This is a genomic window from Pedobacter sp. T50_32 (assembly GCF_057652195.1).
The window spans coordinates 15,563-33,153 of sequence record NZ_JBYFBY010000007.1; the positions used below are offsets into that span (position 1 = coordinate 15,563).

General features: G+C 44.7%; 16 protein-coding genes. 5 read left to right on the top strand and 11 right to left on the bottom strand.

Annotated features, from left to right (window positions below; genetic code table 11):
- Nucleotides 1-2 precede the first annotated feature (2 nt).
- The 5 genes from AC23ME_RS17990 to AC23ME_RS18010 form a co-directional block, all read right to left on the bottom strand.
- On the bottom strand, nt 3-1,295 hold the full coding sequence (locus AC23ME_RS17990; protein ID WP_487729151.1) for a DUF5689 domain-containing protein: 1,293 nt from the start codon (nt 1,293-1,295) through the stop codon (nt 3-5).
- A 9-nt stretch (nt 1,296-1,304) separates the two neighbouring features.
- A complete protein-coding gene (locus tag AC23ME_RS17995; RefSeq protein WP_487729152.1) occupies nt 1,305-2,735 on the bottom strand; it encodes a SusD/RagB family nutrient-binding outer membrane lipoprotein in 1,431 nt (476 codons plus the stop codon).
- Between the two features lie 12 nt (nt 2,736-2,747).
- Nucleotides 2,748-6,140, bottom strand: a complete 3,393-nt coding sequence (locus AC23ME_RS18000) for a SusC/RagA family TonB-linked outer membrane protein (protein WP_487729153.1) — start codon at nt 6,138-6,140, stop codon at nt 2,748-2,750.
- Between the two features lie 197 nt (nt 6,141-6,337).
- Nucleotides 6,338-7,543, bottom strand: a complete 1,206-nt coding sequence (locus AC23ME_RS18005) for a FecR family protein (protein WP_487729154.1) — start codon at nt 7,541-7,543, stop codon at nt 6,338-6,340.
- Nucleotides 7,544-7,674: 131 nt separating this feature from the next.
- Nucleotides 7,675-8,250, bottom strand: a complete 576-nt coding sequence (locus AC23ME_RS18010) for an RNA polymerase sigma factor (protein ID WP_487729155.1) — start codon at nt 8,248-8,250, stop codon at nt 7,675-7,677.
- Nucleotides 8,251-8,805: 555 nt separating this feature from the next.
- Between AC23ME_RS18010 and AC23ME_RS18015 the strand changes: the two genes are divergently transcribed.
- Entirely contained in the window at nt 8,806-9,174 is a 369-nt protein-coding gene (locus AC23ME_RS18015; RefSeq protein WP_487729156.1) for a response regulator, read from the top strand.
- A gap of 38 nt (nt 9,175-9,212) precedes the next feature.
- Here the strand turns inward: AC23ME_RS18015 and AC23ME_RS18020 are convergent, their stop codons facing one another.
- The 5 genes from AC23ME_RS18020 to AC23ME_RS18040 form a co-directional block, all read right to left on the bottom strand.
- Entirely contained in the window at nt 9,213-9,587 is a 375-nt protein-coding gene (locus AC23ME_RS18020; protein ID WP_487729157.1) for a nuclear transport factor 2 family protein, read from the bottom strand.
- Nucleotides 9,588-10,279: 692 nt separating this feature from the next.
- Entirely contained in the window at nt 10,280-10,789 is a 510-nt protein-coding gene (locus tag AC23ME_RS18025; protein ID WP_487729158.1) for an RNA polymerase sigma factor, read from the bottom strand.
- 1,836 nt (nt 10,790-12,625) lie between these two features.
- Nucleotides 12,626-13,252, bottom strand: coding sequence for a response regulator transcription factor (locus AC23ME_RS18030; protein ID WP_487729159.1), 627 nt, complete (start codon nt 13,250-13,252; stop codon nt 12,626-12,628).
- 319 nt (nt 13,253-13,571) lie between these two features.
- Complete coding sequence (locus AC23ME_RS18035; protein WP_487729160.1) at nt 13,572-13,841, bottom strand: hypothetical protein; 270 nt, start codon at nt 13,839-13,841, stop codon at nt 13,572-13,574.
- A 26-nt stretch (nt 13,842-13,867) separates the two neighbouring features.
- Complete coding sequence (locus AC23ME_RS18040) at nt 13,868-14,041, bottom strand: hypothetical protein (protein ID WP_487729161.1); 174 nt, start codon at nt 14,039-14,041, stop codon at nt 13,868-13,870.
- 304 nt (nt 14,042-14,345) lie between these two features.
- Between AC23ME_RS18040 and AC23ME_RS18045 the strand changes: the two genes are divergently transcribed.
- The 4 genes from AC23ME_RS18045 to AC23ME_RS18060 all read left to right on the top strand — a co-directional run bounded on the left by AC23ME_RS18045 (nt 14,346) and on the right by AC23ME_RS18060 (nt 15,976).
- Complete coding sequence (locus AC23ME_RS18045) at nt 14,346-14,576, top strand: hypothetical protein (protein WP_487729162.1); 231 nt, start codon at nt 14,346-14,348, stop codon at nt 14,574-14,576.
- A gap of 29 nt (nt 14,577-14,605) precedes the next feature.
- Nucleotides 14,606-14,779 carry a hypothetical protein gene (locus AC23ME_RS18050; RefSeq protein ID WP_487729163.1) on the top strand — a complete coding sequence of 58 codons (174 nt, stop codon included), beginning with the start codon at nt 14,606-14,608 and terminating at the stop codon, nt 14,777-14,779.
- Between the two features lie 67 nt (nt 14,780-14,846).
- Nucleotides 14,847-15,128 (top strand): hypothetical protein, encoded by a 282-nt coding sequence (locus AC23ME_RS18055; RefSeq protein ID WP_487729164.1) that lies wholly within the window; start codon nt 14,847-14,849, stop codon nt 15,126-15,128.
- A gap of 353 nt (nt 15,129-15,481) precedes the next feature.
- Entirely contained in the window at nt 15,482-15,976 is a 495-nt protein-coding gene (locus AC23ME_RS18060) for a hypothetical protein (protein WP_487729165.1), read from the top strand.
- A 507-nt stretch (nt 15,977-16,483) separates the two neighbouring features.
- Here AC23ME_RS18060 and AC23ME_RS18065 read toward each other — a convergent pair.
- On the bottom strand, nt 16,484-17,590 hold the full coding sequence (locus AC23ME_RS18065; RefSeq protein ID WP_487729166.1) for an IS110 family RNA-guided transposase: 1,107 nt from the start codon (nt 17,588-17,590) through the stop codon (nt 16,484-16,486).
- Nucleotide 17,591: the final 1 nt, after the last annotated feature.

Sequence of the window (17,591 nt, forward strand, 5' to 3'; positions counted from 1 at the left end):
GATTAGTTAATATTCTGATAAACTCTAAAATCGTCAATGTTAAGTAGGCCATTGCTCACTGTTGATGTATTGGCACCTAGGCCCAGCTTTCTGATCCTAAATCTCACCTTGCCCGAAACATTGACATTAAATACCGCCTCTTGCGCATCTTTACCAGGATTGGTAACACTTTCTCCAACTTTAGTCCAGCTCATACCTTCGTCTTGGGAATATTCTAGATTAATCGTACTTGCCGTAATTGATCCCAAGGAAGGAACGCCATATGAGAAGGTCACTTTTGATGCGCCCGAAAGCAGATCAAATCTCATCTCCAATAATGCATCTTCAGACAATTGATCTTTCATCCTGATGGCCTGTTTGCCAGTCGGATTAAATTTATCTACATTGACCACGTTACTGATAATTCCTTGATAAATGCGCCAAGGTCCCGTTTTGAACTGGGCAATATCATTGATGGCTGGCATCGTGTAAGCTGATTTCTCACTTGCCGGAGTTAATTCAAAGTCTTCTGGAAAATTGGCATAGGTTGCTCCAGTTTCATTAAATGCGTCATCCTCATTTCTCATTTTGAACAGCAATTTTGCCGTATTGTAATAATTAGATGTTGCATTAAAATAGGTAGGGATACCGCGAAAGGAAGCCAAAAGTGGCAATGATTTTTGGGCGAAATTGGCCGTAGCTTTTGTACTCAGGAAGATTGTCACATTCGCTTCCTCTCCCATTTTTACGTCACCAGAATAGGTTTGTCCACCTAAAAGGTCAGGAAATGCGACATTTGCAATTTCCACCAAGGTATTCTCATAGTTAAGAAACTCGCTGTAGAGCTGCGTTAAAGAAACGATACGAGGCGTGACCTGCTTATCTGAGGCAACTTTATTTACCCTGGCAAAGTTCAAATTCGCACCTTTCACCTTCATTGCGCCATTTTCACGATAGAGTACACAGTTTTCGATATCAATCTTCACCGAATCGCCATAGTTGATATTGGCATTGTCATCCGTAAACTTAAAGATCAGACCTGTCACCTTGCCCCTGGCGGTATTCTGGACGACCAGTTCGTTACTTTCAAAATTGCCACTGGTTCTGTCGGATATCACGACCCCGGCAATCTGCGTCGCACCCATCAGTCTTTCTTTTGCCAGTACGACATCGTCGCCATTATGTAATGCCTTTACAAAGCTCATGTAAATTACGGGACTTACTTCGCCACCAGATTCGTACTCATTTTTTTTACAAGAGCTGAAAAGGGCAAGACCAATGCAAAACGCAAAAAATATTTTTATAGTTGTTTTCATCTTTGATTTCTATTTATTCCACCAAACCTTAGTTTTCAGATCATCACCGCCCATGCTGGCCACCGCGGCCAAATAATTTTGTTGGTTTACGCGTTGGACATTCACCGGATATTTTAAACGGGTTGGCATTACACCATCGTTCTGCAGCCCGAAGCCTTTGGGCAGGATTGGAAACCCTGTACGTCTGTGCTCTATCCAAGACTGAAAGTCCGTAAAGAATAATGTGTAGTACTTTTGCAACATGATCTGCTGCAGTTTCTGATTGGCATTATCATTCTCATACCATTGGGCACTGGTATCGGTAAGATATCCAGTCGGCACACTGAATCCCCACATGCCCAGTGCCGCAGTTACGCCAGCCTCGTAATAGGTTTTCGCATCTCCTGGTATAAAGCCCTTTACGGCGCATTCTGCTAAAATGAACTGCAGTTCTGGATAATTAATGATATTACCGAGCAATGGTTCGTTCATCAACGCTGCCATATACTGCGATTGTGGCGCTGGCACCTGCCCTACAGGGTAACCGCTCGGAATGCCCACAAATGCATTGTCACGTTTACTGGCCCACTTATCCCTGCGGGGGTCGCCCCAATCATTAAGATTGTTGATGAAGAACTCTGAAAGACTGCTGTTTACCTGAAAATCTATACTCCGATATTCCGCAAATTCTGAAAGGTACGGCGCGGTAGTCTGAAACTTAAGGATTGCCGAATCATTATTGCTTGCGAAAATTGGATAATTGCTTTTACGGGTTTCCACGATATCCAAGATCTTGTCAACTGCTCCGAGTTCGCCCGTACCCGATACCCTTAGCAATAATCTTAGATAGAGGCTGTTGCCAAATTTCCGCCATTTCGCAATATCACCTGCAAAAATGGGATCCATTTTGGCCTCTACATCGGCGGCATTAGCCGTCTTGAATAACTCGTTGGCCTCTTCTAATTTTTTAAAGAGGTCCTGGTAGATATCTTTTTGTCTATCAAAACGCGGCTGCAGAATGTAGTCCCTGCCCTTGTTAGCATCAAAATAAGGCACATCGCCATAGACATCTGTGATCAGCGATGACACCCAAGTATCGAGTATCAGGGAAATACCCATAAATGCTTTGTTGTTGATCGCATCACCCCCTTTGTAAATGTCCTTGATGTTTGTCAACTGTAGATACCAGTTGTTCCACATGTAATCCGACTCTTGGGGCCTGATCACATAACGATGGATCTCATCACCATCGCTAAGGGTCACATGTACCTGCATCAGCTCGTGCGTAAGTCTCAAACATCTGTTCAAGTTTCTTTTAAGCACATCGTGCACCGCTGGTCCAAGTAGGGTTTCGGGCGTCGTGAATTTCGCTCCGTCTTTGTTCGTGTTCAATTCCTTAAATTCCTTCGTGCAAGAAACTAGGCTAATTGTTATGATTAATGCTGCTATAATTTTTTTCATCACTTTCATGGATTAAAAGGTAAAGGATAGATTGACGCCAAAGTTCCTTGTAGACGGGAACTGCGCCACCTCGAAGCCACGTTGGATGTCGCTATTGCCGAGCGTACCAAATTCGGGATCATATGCAGGCCAATCGCTCCAGACAAAAAGGTCTCTGCCATATACACCAATTACCGCTTTCTGGAACTTGATTTTCTTCATCAATTTTGCTGAAAACGTATAGTCCAACCTTAACTCTCTCAGCTTGATAAAATCGGTACTAAAGGTATTGGCCTCTACGTTATCACCTTTAAAATGTTCGTTATAATAGGTCCCCACCTGCTCAGCCACGACATCATTTGGCCTAAATGTACCATCTGGGTTACGCTGTACACCCTTGCCGATGATACCGGTGTATCTTCCAGGCAAGCTGTTTGTTAATTTTCCCGCAACCGAAGCCGCCACGTGCGTGTGTGAATAGGCCACCGCGCCGTATTGCCCATCAACCAATACCTTTAAGCGCCATTGTTTGTACCTGAAGTTGTTGACAACTCCCCAATTGAAATCTGGCGTAGCCCTCCCTAGGTAAAAGGCCTCTTCCGTTAGGACAGGATAGCCCTGTGAATTGTAGATGATTTGACCGTCCGGACTGCGTGAATAACCCAATCCGTAAAGATCGCCCATCCTACCACCAACGCGAGCTTCCATGGAACCACGCGGTCCAGTTTGCATCACATAGTTATCTACACTATCCGCCAGGGAAACGATCTTGTTGCGGTTGGCTGCAAAAGTAACAGACATATCCCAATTTAGACCTTTCGAAGACTTAAGAGGTACGCCATTTAGGGCTAACTCTATCCCTTTGTTTTGTACCAGGCCCGAGTTCATTACACTGTAATTATAACCTGTCGCCCTATCCAAAGGCACATTCAAGATCTGATTTTTAATATTACTGCGGTAATAAGTCGCATCTATGCCCAATCTGCCCTTAAACATGCGCATGTCTGCCCCAAACTCTAAAGTTGATGACAATTCATTTTTTAGATCTTCGTTAGCAATAAAAGTTGGATTGGCCATACCTGAGGAGTACAAAGCCCTAGAAATATAATTGTATCCCGTTAAATATGGGGTTACCCCGCCTCCACCAACCTGTGACCAAGAAGCCCTTAACTTGAAAAAAGAGATGGCTTTGGGCAAATCGAACATTTCAGACACCAAGCCGCTTAGGTTGACAGATGGATAGAAAAACGATACGTTATCGGTTGAAAATTCTGATGCCAGTACAGATGCCCAATCGTTACGACCAGTTAAATCCAAGAAAAGATAGTTTCGGTAGGCTAATTGAGCCAAACCATATAAACTGTTAACCGCATATTCCGTCGTTCTAGAGCTAGATTCTACCCTATCCTGAACGTTTGCAAAAGTGTAAATTCCCGGAAATCGCAATCTATCGGCACTTAAGGATACCATTTTGTACCTGTTGATCATCAATGATCCCCCAGCCGAATAAGAAGCCTCAAAGTCTTTACCCAATTTTTGTTTATAGTTCAGCAAGAAGTCGGTATTGGTTTCCATCTGATCTATATCCTGTGTACGGAACATACCTTGGGGAAACCTTGCGGCGTCTTTTGGTTTTTGCTGCGAACGTGACTCAGCGGCCCAGTCTACAGAAGTCCTTACCATCAAATTTAAATTCTTGGTAAATTCATAATTTGCACTGATCGTCCCAATCAATTGGTTTCGGTTGCTCTTGTTGAGCATTTCATAGACTGCCAGATAGATATTATCCAATCCGTTGGCAAATGGCCTGATTTGGCTTAAGCCCTCACTACCAGGAACCCAGTATTGCTTGTACCAGTTGATATCCGCGTTGGGTGTCAAGCCAATGATACTGTACATTACCGTTTGGTTGTTATAGCCTGTAGAGGGTAAGTTGTCGCTGTATTTGTTATTGTAGCTCAATTTAGTGGAGATCATCAGCTTATCGTTGACCTTTTGGGACACGTTAAGGGCAATGGTATTCCGGTCATACCCGGTATTGGGAACAATCCATTTATTGTTAAGATTGGTAAAACTTAAACGGGCAGTAGTCTTTGCATTACCTCCGCTTACGGATAGGCTGTTGGTGTAGGTTTGGGAAACTTCAAAATAGTCCTTTCTATTGTTTTTGTAGGGGATCCACGGAGTCCTTTCTGTTCCTCGGGTCAACAAATTTGGATCCCATTGGTAATATTCCTGCCCGTCGAATTTCGGTCCCCATGCAGCTCCGGTGTTTTTGGTGTTCGGACCATCTTCGGTCGCGCCCCAAGAGTAATATTGGTCGCTACCGATAGCTCCCTGTCCATACTCATACTGGAAATCTGGCCAGCGGTTGATCGTACCAAAAACTGCGTTGGAGTTGAAGGTAATGCCTAGTCCCTTTTGGCTCTCCTTACCTGATTTGGTGGTAATGATGATCGCACCATTAGATCCTCTGGATCCGTATAAAGCTGCAGCACCCGGCCCCTTTAATATCGATACACTCTCAATATCCTCGGGATTAAGGTCACTAATACCGTTACCATGGTCAACCGGGTTTTCCGAACCGAGATAGGATCCGTTACTCTCAGAAATTTTTGAGCTTACCACTACACCATCTACGACGATCAATGCAGAGTTATCACCACTTAGTGAGCTTTCCCCCCTTAAAATGATCTTGTTTGAACCCGCAGGTCCACCCCCAGACTTGATCATGTTCAGACCGGCAACTTTACCAGTTAATGCGTCGGTCCAGTTATTTGATAAAGCATCAGTAAGCTCTTCCCCTTTCACCTGCGTAACTGAATATCCGAGCGATTTCTCTTCCCTTTTGATCCCTAAGGCTGTCACGACCACTTCGTTGAGCGCTTCGATGTTTTCTTTAAGTATGATACGTAAATTATTTTGGTTGCCGACCTTCACCTCGGTAGATGTAAATCCCAAAAAATTAAAAACCAAGATCGCATTGACATCAGGCACGGAAATCGCAAACTTACCGTCAGTGTTGGTGAGTTCCACTACTTTTGTGCCCTTTAGGTTGACCGAAACATTTGGAATAGCCAGGTTATCTTTATCAACCACAGTACCTGTGATGCGCAGTTGCTTCTGGACCGGCTTCCTTTCCACGATAACTACAGTATTTCCATTTAGGGTGAAGCTCAACGGCTGGTTTTCCAATGCCTTGTTGAGTGCTTCGGCCAATGATACATTTTTTACCGACAGGCTTACATTGTTGATCTTGGCGATCATGCCAGAGTTATAGATAAAGTTATAACCTGTCTGTCTTTCCAGCTCGGCAAGTACGGTTTCCAGTTTGGCATTAGTCTTGTTTAGGCTGATCTGGGCAAAGCTGCTTGCGCTGGCCATCTGCAAACCTAAAACGGTTAATAAAACAAGGGTAAGTTTCATTACAAGCAATATTTTTTTGGGTACGCAGCCGATGCTACGCAGTAAAGAAGTATAATTTTTATACATTTGAGGTACGGGTTTAATTAATCTGTCTCTTGTCGTTTCAGTTTAGTTACCGGTAAGCATATCATGCTTTTGATCGGGAGAGGGTCCAAGCTCTCTCGATCTTTTTTATGTAACTGCTAATTTTAGGTTGTTTACAGCACTACGGTCACCCTCCTTCCCTCTACCTTAAATCTTACCATTCCGGTGAGTTCCAAGCTGCTTAACAGCTCTTTCAGCGAATTACTTTTGGAGTACTTTCCACCAAAGGCTTCTCTTGTCATTTTGCCCTGGTAGGCTACCTCTATGTTATACCATCTACCGATCTTTTTCATAATTTCATCGATAGGCTCATTTCTAAAGATGAAATAGCCATTTTTCCAATCCATCACTTCATCCACATTGAAACTACGCCTGCCCATCTGTCCCGATGAACCCTTTAAAAAAGCCTGCTGACCCGGTTTCAATAGCAAAGAATTACCTTGGTGATTGGCTACAACACTTCCCTCCAGCAGGCTTGTCTCCACCAGCTCATCATCCTCATAGGCAGAAATATTGAAATGAGTACCCAGCACTTTCACATCCATCGCTTTAGCATTCACTATGAATGGTCTATTTTTATTGGATGCCACTTCAAAATAGGCCTCACCGGAAAGCTCAACCTTTCTTTCGCTGCCCTTGAAGGCTGCCGGGAACCTGAGGGAAGATTTAGCATTCAGCCAAACTTTTGTCTCATCGGACAACACCAACTGGTAGTCGCTGCCCACAGGCGTACTGATGCTGTTATAGGCAATTTCGCCGTTAACTTCCATCCTGCTGAGGTCATAGACCAGCTCGCCTGCCTTATTTTTGATAATATCGACATGATCGTCTTGGCCGACCTTACCAACGCTAGCCTCGTCCAGCACCAATTGCTCGCCGTCAGACAGTCTTAGGGTGACATGGGACTCTGCTGGTATGGCGGTATCATTTTGCCTTGCTGTATCATGACCGTTGGTGCTCATCTTACCCTCGCCGGTTTCGGACTGATAATAATAGCTGCCTAATCCAATACCGCAACACAAAAGGATCGTTGCAGCGGCATAATGCCAAGGCCTTAATACTGCTCGTTGTCTGCGTAACGAGACTGGTTTTTCGACCAAGGCAGCATAAAAACGAGGATGTCCAATAATGTTATGGTATAGCTCTTCATGGCTTTCGTTCGTCGCAATCAAATGCGCCCAAGTCGCTTTCATTTGGGCATCAATATGCTGCTCGTCATCCGGTTGCGCCATCAATGCTGCGAGTTCGTCAAGTTCCCGAGCATTAATTTTGTTGTCAACCAGCAATTTTAGAAGGAATTGCAGTCTGTTATCTTTCAAGTTTGATTTGGTTTAAGGTCCACAATTCGTGGGGACATATGAAGAATACGTATGAGTATAGAATTAGGACTAGCCTCTTGTAAATATTTTTTCAATAAAAAATGTAACTAACAGGCAATCAATTGAATAATTTAAGTCAATAAGCTAAGCCATATCAACATGAGGAAATTAATTTCCGAATCACTGAAGCTGTCCTTCAGCTTTTTTACCGCTACCCCGAGATGATTTTTAACGGTATTTCTGGAAAGCTTCAGCCGGTCGGCTATTTCATCATAGGAAAGACCTTCCACCCTGCTGAGCCTGAATACCGTCTGTTGCTGCTGCGGGAGTTGGCTGATCGCCTTTTCGGCATAGACCAACATGTCTGAAAAGATGATCTGTTCCTCGGTCTCGTTGTGCTGTTCCGAAATTTTGGTCAATAACTTCGTCCTTAGGTGTGCCGTACTTATCTGTTTTCTTAACTGGTCAAGCACAAGCCGCTTGGTGATCGTAAAAAGATAGGGCCCAAGCGGCTTATCCTGCTCAAACTTTTGACGGTTCTCCCAAAGGCAAAGAAAGGTTTCCTGGACAATTTCTTCGGTATGCTCCTTATCTTTCAGGTAACCGAAGGCAAAGCGATAAACTTTTGGGCTAAAATAGAGGTATATCTCTCTAAAAGCGGTTTCATCTCCCCCCCGAAAATCATTGATTATTTCAGCACTTAACATAGGATATAGATGCATTTCTTAAAATACCGCAAAAATCTATTACAATTATATATTTCGTTTGCTTTCATTGACAGCTTGAGCTGCTAAGTAAAAGTAAAAAAAAGAAAACCAGCTTACAAGCCAAATATTTAAATCATTCGAACCATCACCACATTTGCGAATGAGCCACAAAGGAACGATTGCCATATTAACCGAACATTAATTTAGTATGAACTCCAGTAGTGTCTTGTCCTGAAATTACTTGTCGTTTGGCCTAATACGGTTTTTACTTTACAGTTGATCGTCTACCCATTTTTATACTTTTTGGATAAAGGTAAAACAAAGCCTTTAATTACTAAATAAATTAGCAACACATTTTAAAACCTCTCATCTCCACTAATGTAGCAGCTCAGAGATCAGAATTGGGCATATCGGATTGTTAAATCAGAAATAAAACAATATCCTACGGTTTAAGGGGCAGGTAGTCGGCATCCGTTTTCTCAAGCTTAATACCTGAAATTCATACCATTCAAACTTTGCCTTTGATATGCTGGTTGGATTATCATGATTAGGCTAATGATAGTAGAAGATAATGAAATTGTTAAAAACTCGCTTGAGAGCTACTTTAATGATCAGGAAGGGTTGAGAGTTACCGCGACCGCAGGTGATGGCGTAATTGCCAGCAAATTATTGTCATCTGGCATGCTCTGCGATGTCATACTCACCGACCTCAACATGCCAAGGATGGATGGGCTACAGCTCACGGATTTTGTGGCCAACAACCACCCCACTATCCCAATAGTAATTTCCACAATGAGCGATGAGCCGGACATCGAAGAACTGGCCAAATTTTTCGGTGCTAAAGCGATCCTTTCTAAATGTAGGCCCCTCCCTGAACTTTTAGAAACTGTCCGAAGATTAGCCGCTGGCGAGACCCTGATCTAATTGAACACCTTGCTACATCCATCCACCAACCCGGAAGATCAAATAGCGCTTCCGCTTCCACCAACCACCTTGATCTCCCCGTCAAACCTCTTCCAAAACCTGATGTAGCGATAGCTGGCCACAAAAGGTTCACCGTTAAATTTCCCTTTCAGCAATATCGTCAATGTCACCACTGCCATGTCATCGATGATGTTCAGCTTTTCCATTTCCGGACGCAGCTCCCGTACTTTTAAGGCGCCACTTCGGTAGGTGTCCAGATCTATCTCCTTGGTAATGGTCGTACCGCCCGGCAGCACGAACAACAGATCGTCGTGCAGCAACCGGTCGAGCTCGGCGATGTCGCCAGCTTTGATCGCACTGTAAAGTCTGTTCTCCTGTTCAAGGATATTGTCTGCTGTTAGCGTATCGTCCATTGTTCAACTGTTTGGTAACAAAGTAACCCTCGATAAAGATTAGCGCTACATTGCTAATGTAGGAAAAATAAATCGTTGTCTACTATCTTATGTACTTTAAGATCCAAATCTTTGCAATGCCATCCCTACCTTAAAAAGAAGAATTAATCCCAAACGGCCTTCTTCAGACCACAACCTGTAGGATTATAGCTACTTGCCGATAGCACATTACCAAAATGTCCCGCACTTCTCGGGAAGCCAGCTTGAAAACAGACACGATTGTGCAAGTGATGCTCAAACCATTAAATACACCCTTTCAATTGACCAGTGCATTTCTAACTGCAAACCTGATCAACTTGGGCGCTATTTCGGCTTTGCGTCTTGTCCAACAACGTCTGCCTATGACCTTCGACTGGTGAGAAAACGATCGCTGAAGCGGTACTTGATCAAATAGTCCACCACTCCCTGACGATTGAACTGTTCGGAGAATCAATAAGGAGGAACTCTAAGGTTGAAAATGTATTTTTAAAATAACAGTTGTTAAACAGGACTTAAAAGATCTATTCTAAGATGCCTTTTTGCACAACCACTTCTGCTTGTTTCAGGCAACAACTCTGGGGGTCAATTTGAAATTGGCGAGAGGGGTCAAATTTATTGGTATTTCCAATTGCATGCCAATTTTACGGATAGTGTAAATACTGTTGGCCAAAACTCTACCTACGATATATCTCCAATTGCTTTTGCAGCAAGCCCCTGGCCACATAGATCCTAGTTTTAACGGTGCCGAGGGGAATCTGCAGTTCTGCAGCGATTTCATCATATTTATAGCCTTCGAAATAACGCAGAAACGGCATACTATATACCTGTGGCAGACTCGACATCGCTCGATCGATATCCTCCCTTACCAACCTGGATTCACACTGGTTCCTTACAGAGCTCTCCATTAGATCCTCCGAAGAAAGTTCGTCATGTATGGTTATCAAAACTTTTTTTTTCAGGTCAGCATTATAACTATTGATGAAGGTATTTCGCATAATCGTAAACAGCCAACCGTTCATGTTGGTCCCTTCCTTGAACTGATTATGGTAGCGTAGGGCTTTGAGCATGGTTTCCTGCAAGAGATCTTCGGCATCTTCCAAATCTTGGGTAAACTTGAAAGCGAACTGTTTTAGGGAAAGCTGATCACTTAAAAGCAATTGGTTGAAGGTATTGTTCAGCTGCATATGATTTGGATTTAAGCATATAGCGGCCAACAACAACCGTGCCCTTATGCTTGTCCGAATTGGACGTCCTCAGTACCGCACCAATTACAAAGTTTTTAAGCATTTTGGACAACCCATGTCCTTTTCGACCGGCCGTATGTATGTTTTTGAGATCAGTGATTCCCTTGGGATGAACTTCAAAACTCATTATCTCTCGAAAAAATGTTCCGTCCTGGCGAGGGTCAATGTAGGATTTAGATTTTTAGCCCCGTCATTGTTCGGCAGCATACGGTGATCCTGCAGAACAAAGCGGCACCAGTCCGAAAACCGATACCGCTCCTTAAATTGATGCTCTCAACGCTAAGATAGGGGCTGCAGGTGTATTTCTGAAATTGATCACATAAAAATTGCCACGTGACTACCATCAGCGCAGCTGCGGTCTCGTGCAAGCGATGCTAGGCGTTGGGAAGCAATACAGCGCAGTGAGGTAAACATTATGCAATTAGGGAATCTTTCGAACTATAGGGCGAGCCAACATGATGCCTACCAAAGCTGCACAGTCAAGACATCTGTTCAGCTAAAGAAAAATAACAGGCCCATCAGCAATAGGATGGTGAGTATTCCTACGGAGATCTCAGCCCAAGTATGGGTCTGCTCACTTTCCTTCAGTATGACAGCGGACAGGAATCTAGAAAGTAGCTTTTGGATTTTTTGCATGGTTTAAGATAAAACTTATAGATGGCAAACGCCAGAATTTTATAATTAACCCGTAAAAAAATTGCTGTCAATGGCGATAAACTTAGAAGAACTAGCATGCGCACCGTTCCGTTCTGTCCTTAACATGCCCAGAAATTAATGGAGGCCTTCTCGCCGGTTTCCGATCGTTTTTAACTTTGATCAGCTTGTCTATTTTTTTTTTCCGAACTGTTTGTCCTCAGGCAAAAAATGCAGGCAGTTTGATCAGTATACTCAACGTTCTCCGCAAAGACCGGTCGCCGGAATTTCTCTTGAGCTGCACAGTTAGCAACGAGCGCAAACTTCGCATCTACTTTTCCAGCTTAAATTGGAATTGACGACTGTATAGTACGGGATATATATTTATTGCTTTGATCGCCAAGCCCCCGATACCGGCCTCTGGAAGGAATATTATAACTCTTTTTATCTTTTGTAGCGGTTGACCATAGCTGGAGTATAGGTAAGAAAAAAGAAAATTAGAACGAACGTTGAAATTTATAGTGTCTGGAAGCTTGCCGAGGAGATCCGCGCCGCGGAAAGCATCAGCAGCGGAAGGTTTGTAAAAGTTGACGGGGCATCAAGACACCTGATCATACGGCGAGATGGTAGGCAGCAGGGCGACGCGTTAACAAATTTTTCGGGCTATAGTATTCTAGACCTTAGTACTATGGAAGTCAAGATGCTGGACCGTGATAGACCATTGATCTGTTCCTTATCAATTACAACCGGATACGCTAACTTTATACTTCCCATGCTACGGAGCTTGTGGTTATAAGTTCGTTAGGTAGGCCACAATACATTCCGATCTGAGCCTGAGCCAAGCAACACGCTGATTAGATGTTATGACGTCCAGCAGCGCGTGTATCCTATCCTAGAGATGGCCTAGAGTAGCCTACCAAATTTATGGCATGTTAACAACAACATGAAATTGTCTCGTTGGCAGTATCAGCATAGGAGCCGAAAATATATCCCAAATTTAGACTGTCCTATTAATTGAGTAATGTTCCCCATCGCTGATGCTTAGCCTGTCGCATTCACCTCTTATATTTTAGTTAGTTAGCTTTTATAGGCCGCACCGACCAACCGGAAAACATTAAATGCGCAGCCTCTAGATCTGCCAAATCAAAGAAAGCCGTTCCTGATGGCAAAACTGATCAGTTGTGCCGTATTTCGACAGCCGCTCCTTTCAAGCAACTGTTGTCGATACCCTTCTACCGTCCGCTTGCTCAGAAAAAGACGATCTGAAATCTCCTTATTGGTCATTCCCTGTTCCAACAGCTTGAGGATCTCAGTTTCCCGCTCGGAACACTCCATATGCTGGCCAAAACAGGTGGGTTCCAGTAATTTCTCCAACGGAAATAGTGACGCGATCCCGCTACAGATGTATCTCCGCTTCTTTTGGGCACACTTAATGGCGAGCAAAAGTTCTTCCTCCAAACATTCCTTTAGGAGATAGGCGTGGACACCTAGTGAAAAAGCCAATCTTATCTTTAGGATGTCGTCTACGTCAGAGAAGGCCAAAACCTTTAGGTCTGAACGCAGTTTTAGTGCCTGCTCGATCAATAGCTCTCCACCATCCATTCCTATATCCACGATCATTACTTCCGCCTGTTGATGTGCTGATACCCGAGAAAGAGCTTGGTGTAAACTTTCCGCTTCTAATATTGTAATTCCCGGATGAGCGAGCAGATGTGCGCCTACGGCACTGCGAACAAGTTTTTTGGCGTCTGCAAGTATAATTTCAAGCATGCTGATTTTTTTAAACCATGTCCTGGACGCTGATACATAGGAGGCAGCTTCATCCTGGGACGATCTTATAACAAAACTAGCAGATAAATGTTTTGACCTGGAACGACCAGCACGATCCCGTTAACGAACCATCTATCATCAAGATAGGATCCTGGATTAGCTGTACTGACGCCAATGTAAATCCTACCTCAACCCAGATGAGATACCTTGCCCTCGTGGCTAGTCTGAAATCTGTGCATCTCGCAAACATCGATTGACCAGCGTACAGAATTCATCAATATCGAACGGTTTTGCGATATAGCAATCGGCACCACAGGCCTTAGCCAATTCCGGCAGGTTGTGAAGGGTGGAACTCAACAGCACCGGAATTCTGGACAGCTGTGGATCCGCTTTGAGCTGACGGCAGATATCTAGCCCTTGATTCCAGCCCACTATGTAACAGCACGAGCACCGGTGAAACCGAGCGCAGCTGAGAAAGTGAGAACGGTTTTTCTGCAATTACCGGAAGGTAACCTTCCTCAGTAAGTAGAATGGTAATAACCTCTATAACATCAGGATCCTTATCGATCAGGAACACCGTCTTCTCCATATAAAAAACCAATCTTAAAACAAAATTTATGCGGGCAGGGAGCCGCAAGAAAAATCATCTATCCAAGGTTTTCCAACCTGGTGATCTCCCAGCATCCCCATCCGATACAAATATAGCATTAAAACCTCGAAGCCTAGTACGGAAACATCATTGCGTACATCTTCCTGCCATAGAACAGCAGGTTCCCGTTGTCCATCCATCCCGTAAAATAGTCCATCAGTTCCTCGGTTGGACTGCCCAGTTCATGGTCGCAATATCCATCGATACTGATGTTCATCGTGAAACTTACCTTTATATATCAAAACTAACAAAACCGTCTTGGATCTTTCCGGGCAAGTGCGACAAAAACCCAAGGGCGGAAGGGACAGCCGAAGACCAGTCCCATAGGCAGAAAAAACAGACCGCAGACACTCCACCCTTCCACTGCTGCACGGAGAAGCATCTGCCGCCAACCGGCAAACTTTAGCCGCTGCCGATTGTTACCCAATGACAAAAACAATCAACATGAAAAATCACGATCAACAAAAGGAAAACGAAGAGATTAACAACCCCGAGCAATTCCAGGTAGGCAGGATCAATCCCCTGCACCAGCACGATCAGTACGAGGAAGTGGAACACACCCCAGAAGGAATGGAATATGCCGATGGCAAAGGAACCGAACTGTCCGAGGAAATCGAAGATGACGGTGAAACTAATGAAGACAATAGTCAGGATGACCAAGCCCCACAGGAATAGCCATCTGCAGGCCCCCTCACCAAAAAAACATGGCACGAAAATCCACCATCCGCAGCAGGCTCCGGGCAGCACAGCAATCGGAAAAACAGGGCGAACTGACCGCCACCCTTGCCTTGTACGCCAAGGTGACCGCCAGCGATCCCATACAGGCAGATGCCTTGCACCGCCAGATGGCCTTCCTGCGGAAACTCAAAAAGCCCTAGCAGGAACTTCAGCTCATCAAAAGGCCATCAACTCCTACCGAAATGGCACCACCGATGCCCAAAGAAATTGGTCAAAACCAACCATGACAAGGTGGAAAGCAGCAGGGCACTGGCCCAAGCCCTCAGACTGATCGATAAGAAGGGCCTCCCCTATACCAGTGACCAATTGAGCGAAAAATGGGCACAGCGGCTGACTTTACTAGACACACTTGAAAAAAGCGGAGACCAGATCAGCGAAAAAGAAAAGTGCTGGGAAGCCAACAAAAAATTCCAGAGCCGTCGCAGCACCCAGAAAATGACAAAACTACCTGCTAACATTGCTTCTCTAAGTCCAACTAATTATCTTTGATATCGCGAACTGGCGTCCATTATAAACACCAGTTCGTGTTGGCCTGTACCGAGCATACTTCTCTTTAAACTTGTCCTGGGAAGACCTATATATACTACTAAGTAAAAGGCATAAGGAATGATTAAGGATCCGGGATTGGTTGAAGCGGAAGTATAGGAAGTGGGCGGAACTAATGTCGAAATGAGATTAAAGATCCAGATTACGATGTAGTGCCCACTTCCACGGGACAGCAACGGCCTGATAGGCAAGCTAAAATAAAATCCATCAGAAACACTAGCTCCAATTGGTTTGACCTGATGCAGAAACGTAAACCTGATTACGAAAATTTGCTACATTTAAAAAAATAAGCTGACATGGAGAATACAGATCACGTTCGGGAAGCAGGCTTAGTTTTCGCCGAATCAAAAGCATTTATAGCAGAGCTGCGAAATTCTTCGGTTTTGCTCCGGATTTACAGCGGTCTCATTCTTCTGGTAATGCTCCTGACGAGCAGCCTGCTATTATACACTTCTCATGGGAATGATCACGATCTTGCCTATCCCCAAACAACCGTACTATCATTCCCCTATCTATATACACTATCTTCAGGATCGTATGTCTTCTTTTCAGTATTTCAATTGTTCAGGCTCTACCGTATGGACCATTATCCATATCCTATCGATCACCTGAACGCTGATCCAGGGCAGGTCCTTGCAGAGATCATTGCTGCGTACACACTTGCCATCCAGCATATCACGGCCAATCACCGGAGACATTACCAGCACCTTTGCCAGGACCTGATCGCCTTGGTTATCGCAATGCTCATTTTGACCGGACTTTTGATCGGCGGTTTAATTTCGGTGGGATAGCTGTATTATCTGGCACGCAGCTTTCATAAAAACAAGCTGACCAAATTTCCAAGATCGCTATGGCATCGATCGGTCTGGTTGGCATGGACAAGATATGGCTACAGAACGGGACTTGATCGTAATCTGGGGATAACCTAACTTCGACAATGGTCCCCCATCGGTAGCTATTAGGCCGGTTGATCAGCCATTCTTAACGACAACCTCCCTAGTTTTTTACCACCCCGGCAGTCACCGTGGCGATTCCTTTGATCTGGCATTGGACCAATGGCCCCTGCAGCTGGGACTTGATCATAATCTGGGTCTTTTCCTTATTTTGACATTGGTTCGCCCAGCTGCACAAGGACGTTCATTGTTCCTCCTCAATCATACCTTAAGTCCTACTTGATGGTTTACTTGGGTCTGCGGTTCCAATTGCTGTCCGTATCTGGGCCATTATTTTTGTTGAGTTTTTAAATTCTTTTCATAATCTTCATGAACGATCTCCGGGAAGTCGTTTGGGCCATGCCTTTACTGGCTGTTCTTACTGGAACCTAAGGTATGAATTGGCATTCCATCGCTCAAACCTCTCTCTCCTATGTGGTTACATGAGGCCCCATAGGCCGATACATAGTCACTCTGATATCGCCGCTGCTGGTTGACACATGCAAAGATCCTGACAATGATCTTGAAGCGAATAGCATTCATCACGCTCATCTTATGCTTGCCCTCAGCCGTCTTTCTTTCGTAATAGGCAGTGATTTCTGGCACAAACCTTTTGGCTGAAACCGCACAGGAATGGATCAGGGACTTCATTTTTTTATTTGCAATCGGGGATATCCTGGTGCCGCCCCTGATCGAGGATCCGGAACTATGGGGAAAGGGAGCTACGCCACAATAGCAGGCAAACTTTCTCGGATCATTGATCGCCAGGAACTCATTGGTCGAAATCAGTATGCGCAGCGCGGTGATAGGCCCTACGCCCGGAACAGAGGTGATCAGCTCCATCAGGGCATTGAGCTGCCCATCGCTTTTCCATAATGCTTCGGTATAACGCTCCAGCTGCCTCAGGTCGGCGCCCAGCGCAGTGATAGTGGAGTTACAGGCATTATAAAGTGTTGCCGCTACATCTTCGGAAATAAACTTCCTTGATTCCTTGAGCGGGGTCCTGAGCGCATGTTCGATACTGATAAGCCGATCCCGTAGGGTGCAGAGACTGGCCAGCTCATCCAAAATCGGCCGCCTGGCATTCCAGAAAGTGAGACTGTCCCTGTTCTTGAACAGATAGGTGGCGATCCGCTGCGAATCGGCTTTGTCGTTTTTACCACGGATAGTGCCCATCGATTTTTTGAGGTGGGCCGGATCTTCCACCACTATCCGGGTATCCATTCTCGATAGGCAGTCCAGCAGGTGCCTGCAGTAAAGGCCTGTCTGTTCCATGCCAAATATGGTTTTTTTAGGTGCGATCGCATAGAGAATCCTGGCCTCCCCAATGAAGTTACGTATCGCTTCCGGTTCATTAGCAATCTGGTAGTGCGCTATAAAGGTGCTGCGTCTATAGATGGAAATGTCTAGGGTTAGTTTGGAAACATCAATGCCGATATAATGCTGGGCATCGGCTTTCTTTGCGCTGCCCATC

What these genes read in the sequence shown, in the direction of transcription:
- AC23ME_RS17990 (WP_487729151.1), bottom strand. Translation starts at nt 1,295, where the DNA reads ATGAAAACAACTATAAAAATATTTTTTGCGTTTTGCATTGGTCTTGCC.
- AC23ME_RS17995 (WP_487729152.1), bottom strand. Translation starts at nt 2,735, where the DNA reads ATGAAAAAAATTATAGCAGCATTAATCATAACAATTAGCCTAGTTTCT.
- AC23ME_RS18000 (WP_487729153.1), bottom strand. Translation starts at nt 6,140, where the DNA reads ATGAAACTTACCCTTGTTTTATTAACCGTTTTAGGTTTGCAGATGGCC.
- AC23ME_RS18010 (WP_487729155.1), bottom strand. Translation starts at nt 8,250, where the DNA reads ATGTTAAGTGCTGAAATAATCAATGATTTTCGGGGGGGAGATGAAACC.
- AC23ME_RS18015 (WP_487729156.1), top strand. Translation starts at nt 8,806, where the DNA reads ATGATAGTAGAAGATAATGAAATTGTTAAAAACTCGCTTGAGAGCTAC.
- AC23ME_RS18020 (WP_487729157.1), bottom strand. Translation starts at nt 9,587, where the DNA reads ATGGACGATACGCTAACAGCAGACAATATCCTTGAACAGGAGAACAGA.
- AC23ME_RS18025 (WP_487729158.1), bottom strand. Translation starts at nt 10,789, where the DNA reads ATGCAGCTGAACAATACCTTCAACCAATTGCTTTTAAGTGATCAGCTT.
- AC23ME_RS18030 (WP_487729159.1), bottom strand. Translation starts at nt 13,252, where the DNA reads ATGCTTGAAATTATACTTGCAGACGCCAAAAAACTTGTTCGCAGTGCC.
- AC23ME_RS18035 (WP_487729160.1), bottom strand. Translation starts at nt 13,841, where the DNA reads ATGGAGAAGACGGTGTTCCTGATCGATAAGGATCCTGATGTTATAGAG.
- AC23ME_RS18040 (WP_487729161.1), bottom strand. Translation starts at nt 14,041, where the DNA reads ATGGATGGACAACGGGAACCTGCTGTTCTATGGCAGGAAGATGTACGC.
- AC23ME_RS18045 (WP_487729162.1), top strand. Translation starts at nt 14,346, where the DNA reads ATGAAAAATCACGATCAACAAAAGGAAAACGAAGAGATTAACAACCCC.
- AC23ME_RS18050 (WP_487729163.1), top strand. Translation starts at nt 14,606, where the DNA reads ATGGCACGAAAATCCACCATCCGCAGCAGGCTCCGGGCAGCACAGCAA.
- AC23ME_RS18060 (WP_487729165.1), top strand. Translation starts at nt 15,482, where the DNA reads ATGGAGAATACAGATCACGTTCGGGAAGCAGGCTTAGTTTTCGCCGAA.
- AC23ME_RS18065 (WP_487729166.1), bottom strand. Translation starts at nt 17,590, where the DNA reads ATGGGCAGCGCAAAGAAAGCCGATGCCCAGCATTATATCGGCATTGAT.